Raw genomic sequence first — 12593 nt, forward strand, 5'->3', positions numbered from 1 at the left:
ACCCATAGGGGCACGGCATCGCTGTGCCCTTCACCCCAACACCGTAACGCAAAGGCGCAGAGAGCGCAACGGACGCAGAGAGTCGAAATCTTTCACGAGGTGGGAAGGCTTATCAAGGGCATGCTATAATTGCTACGTCTTGCTATAGCTCTGGCTGGACTGTTTTGTTCTGTCCTGATGGAATACAGTATCTTGCCGTGTTCTACGTATGATAAGGATAATCTCTTATGAATGGAGCAGTGACTCAATTTATTCGACACCATTTTCGCCATTTCAACGCGGCTGCGTTGGTCGATGCGGCTGATGCCTACAACGCCCATCTGGCTAACGGCGGCAAAATGATGATCACCCTCGCCGGTGCAATGAGTACCGCCGAACTTGGCCTCTCGTTGGCCGAGATGATCCGACAAGACAAGGTTCACGCCATTTCGTGTACCGGCGCCAACCTCGAAGAGGATATTTTCAACCTCATTGCACACGACTTCTACGAGCGGGTGCCCCACTATCGCGACCTCAGCCCACACGATGAGCAAGCTCTGCTCGAACGTCACATGAATCGAGTGACCGATACCTGCATTCCTGAAGAAGAGGCGATGCGCCGACTTGAGAAGGCACTCCTTGCTGAGTGGACGGCAGCCGACAGCGCCGGTGAGCGTTATTTCCCGCACGAGTTTATTTACCGTATCCTGCGTTCGGGTCAGTTGGCACAGTATTATCAGATCGATCCGCGCGATTCGTGGGTCTATGCTGCGATGGAGCGCAATTTACCGATATACGTACCGGGGTGGGAGGATTCAACCACCGGTAATATGTACGCGGCCCACTGCATCACCGGTGAGATCAAGAACGTACATACTGTGCGCACCGGCATCGAGTATATGATCAATCTGGCTGATTGGTATATGCGCACCTCAGCCGAAGCTTCGATCGGTTTCTTCCAGATCGGCGGCGGTATCGCCGGCGATTTTCCGATCTGCGTTGTACCAATGCTGCATCAAGACCTCGGTCGTGAAGGGGTACCGGTGTGGGGCTATTTCTGCCAAATCAGCGATTCGACGACGAGCTATGGTTCGTATTCTGGCGCCGTCCCCAACGAGAAGATTACGTGGGGCAAGTTGGCCGTCGATACACCGAAGTTTATTATTGAATCGGATGCGACGATTGTAGTACCGTTGATCTTTGCAATGGTGCTAGGGTGGTGAGACAGTGTAAAGGAACGCTGCTCAACCGTTGGGCGAGCGGCACACTGCGGTGTGACCCTGCGCACCCATACAACTGCCACGCTGTATGTAATGCTCCATCGGCAATCTAAGCCCTAGCCGGTAGTGAGGAAGGTTTATATCTGTCTCCTCCTTACCGACCAAAGAGGTTTACCGGTGTTGAAACCTATGTTTCAACTGCTTGGCGTTGTTGCCATCGGATACGCTCTCATATGCGCTGCACTATACGCAATCCAGGAACGCCTGATCTTCTTTTCCGAACGTGATCCGCCCAGTACTCAATACCATTTTGGCTGGCCGGCAGATGAGGTGTTTATTCCGGTTGAAGGTGCAACACACTACATACGCTTTGGTTTCGCACTACCGATCCCCAAGGCGTTATCCTCTATTTCCACGGCAACGGCCGTAGTTTGCGGAGTTGGGGTGCAGTAGCCGCCCGATTTCGTTATTCGCGGCTATGATGTCGTTATAGTAGATTATCGCGGGTATGGTCAGAGCACCGGCTCGATTAGCAGCGACGCACAATTGCTCGCCGACGTTGAAGCCGTCTACGCTTGGGTGCAAGCGCGATACGCCAAACATCAGATCGTGCTCTACGGTAGCTCACTCGGGACCAGCTTTGCCTCGTGGCTCGCGGCCCATCATCGCCCTCGACTACTCATCCTCGAAAGCCCATTGTACAGCGTTGAAGAGATCGCGCGCCGACAGTTTCCGTGGGTACCGGACTTTCTGCTCAAGTACCCACTTCGCTCGCATGCATGGATCGGGCAGGTACGGTGTCCGGTAGTTATATTTCACGGTACACATGATCCGGTCATCCCGTACAGTGATGGCGAGCGACTAGCCACCACCGTAACCGCACCGCTGTCCTTTTACCGACTCGAAGGCGGTTTGCACGTCGACTCAGCCCGCTTTCCTGTCTATCATATGGTTCTCGATCAGGTGCTCGGTAACCGACGATACTGACGCTGAGGCGCCGATAACCGGCTCGCAGCTATACGGCCACCACCGGCGATTGAGCCGATTCAACGGATCGAAGGCCCGTTTTAGACGAGCGGTAAGCTCAGGAATAAGTGGATCGGCTGCGTAGCCCCACCGCTGAGTAGCACACGCATCCGGCAATACACCGGCCGGTATCCGAACATGCGGCCACCATTTGAGTAAGGCTGTGAGAATCGCCGTTACTGCCGTCGCTTCACCGGTAATCTCGCCGGTGATCAACCCATGATACGGCTGCCCGCTTACCGTCAATTCAGCGCCGTAATCGGCAACCGTTTGCATGAGCGCTTGCAACGCAACCCAAAACTCGGTCGGCCTAACGGCAAGCTGGATCGGCCACGTATCGCTCCGCTGCGGCAACGCTGTGCTATGAGTACAGAGATTCCAAATCCGTGCTTGCTCGGTGCCTCGTTCGATCAGGATGGTGTGGACACCAACTGCATATGCAATACTTACCATCTCATCGAGCTGGCGTCGGCAGGCCGCCGGATGACCTTCAAAGCGCAGGGCAATTCCGGCTTTACCCTGGATACGCAACGTGTGCAATAATCGTGAATCGAGATAGACCGCAGATACCGGCTGTAGCTGCGTCGCAGTTAGCGCGTCGAGAAAGTGTACTGCGCTGTTCTGATCGGCAAACCCGGTCACAATACTCACTGTCGCCGGTGGGTAGGGGAAGGTCCGTAGCGACACCTCGCTGATAATGCCCAGCGTGCCATAGCTCCCGATAAACAGCTTTACCACATCGTACCCACTCACATTCTTGACCACTTGGCCGCCGAGCTGAACAACCGTACCATCGACCTGTACCACTGTTAGTCCCAATACTAGATCCCGCAACGCGCCATACCCTAATCGGCGGGAGCCATTGGTGTCAGTTGCAAGCAAACCGCCGAGTGTAGCATGCGCCTCATCAGCGATCTCAAGCGGGAATTGTTGCTGATGAGCGGCAAGAATACGCTTCAACTCGGCCAGTGTCATCCCCGCCTCAACCCTAATCGTCAAATCGTCTGGCTCGTAGGTGACAACTCGCTGCAACCGGCGGGTAACAACAACCACATCAGGATCGGTGGCAAGCTGCCCGATAGCTTGTTGTGTGCCACCACCCCACGGCACCACATGGACGCCGGCCTGATAACAGAGCGACATTACTCCGGCAAGCTCGGTTGTTGTCGCCGGCAACACTACCAATGCCGGCAACCGACCTTGCACAGCATAAGCAGTCGTGTCTGTGCCAGTTAACACATACGCTGCACCTACCACCTCGGCCAAGGCAGCAGGTAAGTGCTCACGCGCCAACGATTGCGGTGTGACAAGACCAGCAGTACGCTCCGCTGCTAAAACGCGTGGATCAAAACCTACCGGAAAGACTTTACCCGGGTTAAGCCGATGTTCTAAGTTAAAGACCGCGTAGACGGTCGCGTGTACCGCTAAATCGGCCGGCCGGTACAGGCGAGCCAAAAAATCACGCTTCTCAACACCGATCCCATGTTCACCACTCACCGCGCCACCTTCAGCAATACTTAGCGCCAACACATCGGCAGTAATGGCCTGCGCCTTTGCCACCTGAACGGGATCGGACGGGTCGTACAAGATCAGAGGATGGAGATTACCATCGCCGGCGTGGAATACATTCGCGATTGGCAAGCCATACTTGGTACTGAGACGTTGCGTATGGGCCATCATCGTCGGTAAACGGGTACGTGGTACAACGGTATCAACTAGATAAAACGAGGGTGCTAAGATATGGAATGAAGCAAACGCACTACGCCGTGCTGCCCACAACCGTTCTTGTTCAGCAATGGTGGTCGCCGTCCTGATCTGGAATGCACGATACCGACGACACATCGCCTCAATTTCAGCCATTGTCTCATCAAGACCTTCGGTTACACCATCAATCTCGATAATCAGCGCCGCACCGGCTTCGACAGGCAGATCGGCTTGCTGTGCCCGATTAACCGCCAGCATCGTTGTCGCATCCATCACTTCGAGCGCTGTAGGCACATAGCCGGCAGCCAGAATCGCACTGACAGCAGCACACGCAGTTACAACATCGGGAAAAAGCGCCAATGCCACCCGATTCGCCTCGGGCTTACGGGTCAAGCGCACCCGTGCCCGCCCGATCACCGCCAACGTTCCTTCCGAACCGACCAGCAACCCAATGAGATCGTACCCATGCCACGTAAACGTCTCGGTACCATCACCTATCCACCCCTGCCGACCATCGGCCAACGTCACCTCTAAGGCCAATACGTGGTTCGTTGTCACTCCATACTTTAGGCAACGCGGCCCGCCGCTATTATTAGCGATGTTGCCACCAATCGTACACATCTGCCATGAAGCGGGATCGGGTGCATAGAACCAACCTTGGTCAGCAACGGCGGTGCTCAATTCGTAGGTGATAACACCGGCTTGCGCCAGCACCTGTCGGTTGGGTATATCAATCTGCTCAATCATGCGCAGACAGGAAAGGTCGATCACAACACCACCATAGATCGGGCGAGCACCACCGGCGAGACCGGTACCGGCGCCACGTGCCACCACCGGCAACCCGGCGGCCTGTGCTAAGCGGACGATAGCCGGCAGGTATGCCGGGTCAGTTGGCCTGACCACTACATCCGGCAAGGGGTAATCACCGGGTAACCAATCGTGACAGTATGGAGCAAGGTGCACAGGGTCGGTGATCACGTGTTCGGTACCGAGGAGATCACGCAACGCAGTGAGGAATTCGTGCATTAGCATCATTCGATTTTCCGTTTTATGAAACGTTATTCCTTATAATGGAATACTATACCAAAAACTATAGCTTGTCAAGGCAGAAAGCCATCTACGAGAAGCGAACGGTACGACCGGTGAATCACCTCGCATACTGTATCCGGTCCAGTGGGGACGGACAGCTATGCGTCTTAACAATACTGCCCGACACACGCCACCGCTGTGCATCACCCCGCCGTTTGCGAAAGTGCATGAAAGGGCTTGACAACCGATGCACATCTCGGTATGCTATATACCATTAGACGGAAATTAATTTCACAAAACGGAAAGAAACAACGATGATCCGCTTTGCCCTGAATGTTTCGCTCACCATGCGCGACACACCGTGGCTCGACCGCTTCGATACAGCGGCCCGTCTCGGGTTTAATGCAGTCGAATTCTGGTGGCCGGATGGAGTCGATCTCACCGCCATCCACCATCGCCTGCGTGATACCGGCTTACAACCGGTATTGGTCAATTTACCCGCCGGCAATCTCGCCCAAGGTGAACGCGGCCTGCTCAATCACCCGACACGTCAAGCAGAATGGCGCGCCCTCGTGCCACGCGCCTTGGAATTCGCCTGCCAGATCGGCTGCCCACGCATGAATGCGCTGGTCGGGAAACTGGTTCCAACTGAGCCTCGCGAGGTACAACTTGCACGGGTGCGTGAGAATCTGGCCTGGCTATGTGCGCAAGCGGCAGCCGTCGGGATCGAGATCGTGGTCGAGTCGCTCAACGTCTGGGAGAACGACGGTTACTTGTTAACCACGACTGCCGAGACACTCGCGTTCCTGGCGAGCGTTGGTGCGCCCAACCTCCGTTACCAGTACGATTGTTATCACATGCAATTGATGGAGGGGAATATCACCCGTACCATTCGCGAGCACATCGACCAGATCGGCCACATTCAAGTTGCCGACGCACCCGATCGTCATCAACCCGGCACCGGAGAGCTACATTTTCCCTTTATCTTCCGTACTATCGCAGCTAGTGGCTATAACGGTTTCATCGGCCTAGAGTTCATTCCCGCCGGTACGCTGGCCGATAGTCTGGCTTGGCTCCCCGCCGACAGGCATCGCCCTATCGATCCGGCGGAGCTTCGGTGGAACGACGCGCGGTGAAATACCATCTCCCCAAACGCAGTGAAAGGAACTGACAATGACGCAACGGATCGGCTTTATTGGTCTGGGAGTGATGGGCAAACCGATGGCGCGCAACCTGCACCGAGCCGGGTTCACCGTCACGGTGTGGAATCGCTCGCCCCAGCCAATGAATGAACTGACCACCGAAGGCTTGCTTCCGGCCAGTTCTCCTGCTGAACTAGCCCGAACAAGTGATGTGGTGATCACGATGCTACCCGACGGACCCGACGTTACCGGAGTCGCTCAGGGAGCGGATGGCGTATTCGCCCACATGGGCCGAGGGAGCCTATTCATCGATATGAGCACGATTGCCCCTGAAACGGCCCGTCAACTAGCAGCGACAGCCGCCGCCTATGGCATTGCCATGCTCGACGCACCGGTCAGCGGGGGTGACAAGGGAGCCATCGCAGCAACCCTCTCAATTATGGTAGGTGGTCAGCCAGAGGATTTCGAGCGGGCGCTGCCCATCTTCCAGGCGCTGGGCAAAACCATCACCTACTGCGGCCCCAGTGGAGCCGGGCAGACGGTCAAAGCTTGTAACCAAATCGCCGTTGCCATTACGATTGCCGCTGCCGCCGAAGCGTTAGCACTCGGTAAAGCTGCCGGTATCGATCCCGAAATCATCCTGCGCGTGCTCGGTGGTGGACTGGCTCAGAGTCGGGTACTCGACATACGCGGGCCGACAATGGCGCGCAACGAGTTTAGCCCTGGCTTTCGGATACAGCTCCATCAAAAGGATATGGAGATTATCCATACGACCGCCGCTGCACTTGGTCTCTCACTCCCATTCAGCGATCTCGTGCGTACTCACTTCCAACGCCTGATCGAGAGCGGCAACGGCGATCTGGACCATTCGGCGCTGGCCCTCACCGTCGGTTATCCCAAGGTGTAATTTTTTGTACCTTGTCAGTGAAAAATGTTTTCACTATGTGAAAGGACAAACCCATGCCACGCATGAACGTGATGGATGCGGTGATCAACGTGTTAGAGAGCGAAGGCGTGCGTTACATTTTCGGTGTGCCGGGAGCAGCCATCTTACCATTCTACGATGCTCTGCGCAAAAGCAAGCAGATTCGGCACCTCATCGTGCGCCACGAAGAAGGTGGCACACATGCTGCCGACGGCTATGCACGCGCATCCGGCGAGGTCGGAATCTGCGTCGGTACCAGCGGGCCAGCCGGTACCAATATGATTACCGGTCTCTACACCGCAATGGCCGACTCGATTCCGATCATCTGTATTACCGGTCAAGCACGCACCGATGCTTTGCACAAAGAAGCGTTTCAGGCTGTCGATATTGTCGAGATCGCCAAACCGGTGACCAAATGGGCCGTGCAGGTAAAAGAGGCAGCACAGATGCCGTGGGTCTTTCGACGCGCCTTTCAAATTGCCCGTGAAGGTCGTCCCGGACCGGTTCTGATCGACCTCCCGATCGATGTCCAAAAACAAGCAATCGATTACGATGCAAGCCTGGATGCACCCTTGCCGATCTATCGCCCGGCACCGTTACCATCAGCCTTGCGGCGGGCGATTGAGCTGCTCCTGACCGCTAAGCGACCGATCCTGATGCCCGGCGGCGGGGTGATCATTGCCAATGCCGCGTCGGAATTGGTTGCCTTAGCGGAATATTTGCAAATCCCCGTTTCACCGACGCTCATGGGTAAAGGGGCAATTCCCGAAGACCACCCCCTCTACGCTGGCATTGTCGGTATTCAGACCCAACAGCGCTTTGCGAACGCGATTTTTCTCGAAAGTGATTGTATCCTCGCAATCGGAGCACGTTTCGCCGACCGCCATACCGGGCAACTCGATGTCTATCGCGGTAATCGCACCTTTATCCACATCGACATTGAGCCAACGCAAATCGGGAAGGTCTTCCCTCCCGATCTCGGTATTGTTGGCGATGCTAAACTAGCCCTCCAAGGGTTATTGGCCGAGGCACGCACCTACACCCCACCACGGACAGCCGATGCATGGTGCGAGCGGGTGCAGTATCTAAAACAGACTCTGACCCGTCGCGACGATTTCGACGACGTTCCGATTAAAGCACCGCGCGTGTTCCGCGAACTAAACGAGTATTTTGATCGTGATACCATCTTCGTCACTGCAATCGGGCTGTATCAGATCTGGTCGGGTCAATTCCAAAAGACCTACAAACCGCGCCACTATATGGTGTGCGGTCAGGCAGGGCCACTCGGTTGGGAAGTGAGTGCCTGCACCGGTGTCAAACTGGCCCGGCCCGACCAACAAGTGGTCGGCATTGTGGGAGACTACTCGTTCCAATTTTTGATGGAAGAGGTGGCGGTAGCAGTGCAATACCGTATCCCGTTCGTGTTGGTGATGATTAACAACACGTACATGGGGTTAATCCGTATGGCCGAACTGTCGTACCAGATGAACTATGAAGTGCGGCTAGGGTATGAAACTGACGATGGTGCTACCTATGGGATCGATCATTGCAAAGTCATGGAGGCGATGGGAGGATTGGCGGTGCGTGTTACGACGCCCGACCAGATTCGACCGGCGATCGATTGGGCGGTGCGCGAGAGTAACCTCCGCCGATTACCGGTGCTCGTAGAAGTGATGACGGAAGCCGAAGAAAATGCAGCTATGGGTACGCGCATTGATCAGATTCGTGAATGGTACCCACTGCCGGAGATAGCGAGTAGGAGCGACCCATCGGGTCGCCCTAACGGATCGTCCCACCGGGTCGTCCCAGTAGATCGCCCCACCGGGTCGCCCTAGTAGATCGCCTTGCCAGAGATCCGAGTATGGGCGACCTACCGGGTCGCCCTAGTGGATCGTTCCTACGCTGTCCCACTCCAATCCCCGCGAGTCGGAGTGCCCCGACAGGCATGATGTACACCACCCCTACGCCTGGTGGGTCGCCCCTACCCAATGGCAAGCCAGATGATTAGATTCGGCTTACCCGTGATGATACCGTGCGGAGACGAATTAACACGATTGTCTTCACAAGTGCTAAGCCAATCAGTAGGCTACGCATAAAAACACTCTCAACCAAGAAGAGGGCAGCGCCACCTAACATCAACCAGACCAGCACAAAGGTCACGATCTTGGTAGACAGCGTCAAACCACGTTCGCGCTGCCATGTAGCGATGATCGGTCCGAAGACTCGACTCGAGACAAGCCATCGGTATAAACGCACCGAACTGCGCATGTAACAAGCGGCTGCCAGCAGTACAAACGGTGTCACCGGAAGGCCAGGCAGAATCAAACCCAAACCGGCGACACTCAGTGACAGCGTACCAACCGTTAGCCATATCCAGCGCGTAAAAGGTCGTGAGGAATTATCGGTCGCCATTTCCGCCTCCTTAACCTGATGAAATATCACCGAAACCGCGATTGTACGGTCGCTACCGATCACCATCTCTAGGTGATCACAACCGACCATCACTCGCGCAGATAACCAATCACCTACGACAGAGAGACCGGCGGCACGTCGGCGCCTAACCGTCTACAGGGCGACCAGCACAACACCGACTTCGCCAGGTCTCTCCTTGCTATTCCCACAAACACATTTCATAATGAGATATTATATCAATAATAATATTGCTTTACAACATCTGTCAATTGCATATCGTCCTCTGAGACGCAAATTCCATTTCTAATTACACAAAAAGCGCCGCTTTATCGCAGCGGCGCTTGCAGAGACTACTCATGAAACCGGGCTACGTTGTCGTGGAACCACAATATGGTATGCTACTTATGAAATGAGGAAATCAACGTATGGCTACCGAACCGCTATTACTCATCATTGGCTTACTACTAGCAATCAGTGTCGCGGCTACGCGCGCATCCAACCGATTCGGCATACCGGCGCTGCTCTTCTTCATAACGATTGGTATGCTAGCTGGTTCTAATGGGCCGGGGAGAATCGCCTTTACTGATGCGGGGCTGGCACAACTGATCGGTGTCGTTGCCCTGATCTATATCCTCTTTTCTGGTGGCTTAGATACCGATTGGCCGATTATCAAACCGGTTCTCGCCGAGGGTTTGATCCTCGCGAATATCGGCGTAGTTGTCAGTACGATGATCGCGGCAGTCGGCGCTCATTTCATTCTTGGCTTCGATTGGCTCCTTGCCCTCCTCCTCGGCGCCATCGTCTCTTCTACCGATGCTGCCGCCGTCTTTAATGTCATGCGGACCCGCGGTATTCATCTCAAGCACCGGCTTGAACCGCTGATCGAACTCGAATCGGGAAGTAACGACCCGATAGCCGTCTTTCTCACCGTCGGCCTCACCCAATTGCTAATTAATCCGGGTGCATCCCTTTACGCACTTATTCCGGCCTTCATCTTACAAATGCTGCTCGGCACTGCCGGCGGGTATGCATTTGGACGGCTGATGATCTGGTTAGTGAACCGGATTCGTCTCCAACAAGAAGGGCTGTACATCGTGTTAACGATGGCACTTACGCTACTGACCTACGGGTTCACGGCAATTATCGGCGGTAATGGATTTCTAGCGGTGTATTTGGCCGGGATCATGCTCGGCAACGCCAATATCGTTCACAAGCGGTCGATCTTGCATTTTCACGATGGCGTCGCGTGGCTGAGCCAGATTGTCATGTTCCTTGTGTTAGGCTTACTCGTCGTACCGTCACAACTACCTGCAGTTTCGGGACAAGGTCTGGCAATGGCCTTGTGGCTGGTATTCGTAGCGCGTCCGCTTTCGGTACTCATCGCACTCGGCTGGACACGGCGCTCGTTGTCGCAACTGCTTATGGTTTCGTGGGCAGGCCTTCGTGGGGCGGTACCGATTGTTCTCGCTACCTTTCCCTTGCTGGCCGGTGTGCCCGATGCACCACTCCTCTTTAACCTTGTCTTTTTCATCGTGCTGGTATCGGTACTCGTCCAAGGCATCTCAATCAGTTGGGTAGCACGCAAACTCGGCGTTATGGCCGATCAACCTGAACTCATTGACAGCCATCTCTTCGTTCCCGACGTCAGCGGTGCGAGTCAGGTTCTCGAAGCACACATCCCCCCTGACTCAGCATTAGTAGGCAAATCCATAATCGAAGCCAACTTACCACGCGGAGTGTTAATCGTCCAAATCCAGCGGACCGATGGTTACCTCATTCCCAACGGCAGCACCATCTTTGCGCCCAATGATCGGCTGGTGCTCCTGGTAGCACCAACAGCACTATCGGCGATCAAAGAGCTTTGCGCGAGTTGTAGTCTCAACCCACTTGGGCCGATCAAAATCGGCGCCCAAGGGCAAGTAGAGGTCCAGGAAACCGAAGTAAAGACAAACTAACAGCATACCGTAGGGAAAGGGGGTAGAGCCGTATGCCTTACGATACGCCTCTTCCATTAATCGTTCAACTCAACCTGTTCACCGCTAGTGATAAAGATCATCCTCTCAGCCATATTCAGCGCCCGATCCGAAACACGCTCAAAGTTATGAGCAATAAACAACAGATCAGCGGTCTCCGGTGGTGTCAACTGTGCCACTAACGACTGTTTGAGGCGTTTATACTCGTGATCGATCGCATCCTCCTGCTCAATGATCCCCTTAATCGCCTCGGAACTACCATCACCAAACGCCAACAACGTTCGATCCAGATTAGCGCGTGCTGTCTTACCCAACTTGACTAACTCAGCCGGCGGTGAGAGGGGACCACGATTCGGGTCGGGGCTTCCAACGATCATTTTCGCCGTACTCTTCGCATAATCGGCGATCCGCTCAAGCTCATAACCGATCGCGATGGCAGCAATGATACGGCGCAGATCGCGCGCCACCGGCTGCTGAGTCGCAATCAGATGAATGGCGTGCTGCTCGATAGCAACCCGCGCTTTATTCATCTCCTCATCACCGTCAACGACTGCCTGCGCTAACTCACGATCACCTCGTTCCAGTGCGGTGATTGCCCGATCAAGGGCACTGCTCACCATCTGACCCAACGCTAACACCTGATTGCGCAGGGCCTCCAATTCTTGATCAAAATGCTCACGCGGTCGCATGAGGTACCTCCTTCATAGGTATGCTACACCGGCGAGTCTAGGATACACGGTTGCAAGTCGATCAACTGGCAGTGGGATAGTTACGGTATCAACTTATGCTACACCGGCGAGTCTAGGATACACGGTTGCAAGAGCGGTGTCAACGAACATTATCGGGGACTCATCCCTGGCGACCGGCGAAATGAATGAACCAGGGCGACCAGCCGGTACCCCTACCTGTTCCGTCCGTTTCCATCCCTGCACAGGGATGTTGGTGGTTGGAAGGAAATGCCTGTGGGGGCACCCCGTGTAGGACGGTGATGTCGATATCGAGTGCCGTTCGGAACCCTTACCGTCGGGCCCCCCGTGTGGAGCCCCCTTGTGGATGTCCCGAGGGTTCCATTCCCTCACGGGGATTTTGGTGTTTTGAACTCCCCTTGTCCCCCGGCCCCCCCGTCTCCCGGTCCCAAAACGATTTCAATCCCCTCACGGGGATTTTGGTGTTTTGAACTGGT

The 12593-nt window shown here is 55.1% G+C and carries 9 protein-coding genes; 6 read left to right on the forward strand and 3 right to left on the reverse strand.

The genetic code is table 11. From position 1 onward, the window contains the following. Window positions 1-227: 227 nt before the first annotated feature. The gene (locus tag ACP5OT_RS05915; protein WP_424676332.1) at window positions 228-1202 is read left to right on the forward strand and encodes a deoxyhypusine synthase family protein; all 975 of its coding nucleotides are present in this window, start codon (window positions 228-230) and stop codon (window positions 1200-1202) included. Between the two features lie 465 nt (window positions 1203-1667). Then, window positions 1668-2186, forward strand: a complete 519-nt coding sequence (locus tag ACP5OT_RS05920) for an alpha/beta hydrolase (RefSeq protein ID WP_428131632.1) — start codon at window positions 1668-1670, stop codon at window positions 2184-2186. Here the strand turns inward: ACP5OT_RS05920 and ACP5OT_RS05925 are convergent. Further along, on the reverse strand, window positions 2124-4964 hold the full coding sequence (locus tag ACP5OT_RS05925; RefSeq protein WP_428131625.1) for an FAD-binding oxidoreductase: 2841 nt from the start codon (window positions 4962-4964) through the stop codon (window positions 2124-2126). The genes ACP5OT_RS05920 and ACP5OT_RS05925 overlap by 63 nt on opposite strands. Before the next feature lie 308 nt (window positions 4965-5272). Here ACP5OT_RS05925 and ACP5OT_RS05930 point away from each other — a divergent pair, with 308 nt between their 5' ends. Genes ACP5OT_RS05930 through gcl form a run of 3 tightly spaced genes read left to right on the forward strand, consistent with a single transcriptional unit; the run spans window position 5273 to window position 8860 of the window. Then, complete coding sequence (locus ACP5OT_RS05930; protein ID WP_424676329.1) at window positions 5273-6094, forward strand: hydroxypyruvate isomerase family protein; 822 nt, start codon at window positions 5273-5275, stop codon at window positions 6092-6094. A gap of 37 nt (window positions 6095-6131) precedes the next feature. Then, a complete protein-coding gene (locus tag ACP5OT_RS05935) occupies window positions 6132-7007 on the forward strand; it encodes an NAD(P)-dependent oxidoreductase (RefSeq protein ID WP_424676328.1) in 876 nt (291 codons plus the stop codon). 53 nt (window positions 7008-7060) lie between these two features. Further along, on the forward strand, window positions 7061-8860 hold the full coding sequence (gcl, locus tag ACP5OT_RS05940) for a glyoxylate carboligase (RefSeq protein WP_424676327.1): 1800 nt from the start codon (window positions 7061-7063) through the stop codon (window positions 8858-8860). A gap of 169 nt (window positions 8861-9029) precedes the next feature. Here gcl and ACP5OT_RS05945 read toward each other — a convergent pair whose 3' ends face one another. Further along, a complete protein-coding gene (locus tag ACP5OT_RS05945; RefSeq protein WP_424676326.1) occupies window positions 9030-9437 on the reverse strand; it encodes a YbaN family protein in 408 nt (135 codons plus the stop codon). A 425-nt stretch (window positions 9438-9862) separates the two neighbouring features. Here ACP5OT_RS05945 and ACP5OT_RS05950 point away from each other — a divergent pair, with 425 nt between their 5' ends. Further along, window positions 9863-11392, forward strand: a complete 1530-nt coding sequence (locus ACP5OT_RS05950; protein WP_424676325.1) for a potassium/proton antiporter — start codon at window positions 9863-9865, stop codon at window positions 11390-11392. 56 nt (window positions 11393-11448) lie between these two features. On the opposite strand, the gene phoU is transcribed toward ACP5OT_RS05950, so the two are convergent. Beyond that, window positions 11449-12099: a phosphate signaling complex protein PhoU gene (gene phoU, locus ACP5OT_RS05955; protein ID WP_424676324.1), complete on the reverse strand. Its 651-nt coding sequence runs from the start codon at window positions 12097-12099 to the stop codon at window positions 11449-11451. Window positions 12100-12593 lie beyond the last annotated feature (494 nt).

Source organism: Chloroflexus sp., from assembly GCF_049970315.1.
Classification (GTDB): Bacteria; Chloroflexota; Chloroflexia; order Chloroflexales; family Chloroflexaceae; genus Chloroflexus.

What these genes read in the sequence shown, in the direction of transcription:
- ACP5OT_RS05930 (WP_424676329.1), top strand. Translation starts at nt 5,273, where the DNA reads ATGATCCGCTTTGCCCTGAATGTTTCGCTCACCATGCGCGACACACCG.
- ACP5OT_RS05925 (WP_428131625.1), bottom strand. Translation starts at nt 4,964, where the DNA reads ATGATGCTAATGCACGAATTCCTCACTGCGTTGCGTGATCTCCTCGGT.
- ACP5OT_RS05935 (WP_424676328.1), top strand. Translation starts at nt 6,132, where the DNA reads ATGACGCAACGGATCGGCTTTATTGGTCTGGGAGTGATGGGCAAACCG.
- ACP5OT_RS05945 (WP_424676326.1), bottom strand. Translation starts at nt 9,437, where the DNA reads ATGGCGACCGATAATTCCTCACGACCTTTTACGCGCTGGATATGGCTA.
- ACP5OT_RS05950 (WP_424676325.1), top strand. Translation starts at nt 9,863, where the DNA reads ATGGCTACCGAACCGCTATTACTCATCATTGGCTTACTACTAGCAATC.
- ACP5OT_RS05915 (WP_424676332.1), top strand. Translation starts at nt 228, where the DNA reads ATGAATGGAGCAGTGACTCAATTTATTCGACACCATTTTCGCCATTTC.
- phoU (WP_424676324.1), bottom strand. Translation starts at nt 12,099, where the DNA reads ATGCGACCGCGTGAGCATTTTGATCAAGAATTGGAGGCCCTGCGCAAT.
- gcl (WP_424676327.1), top strand. Translation starts at nt 7,061, where the DNA reads ATGCCACGCATGAACGTGATGGATGCGGTGATCAACGTGTTAGAGAGC.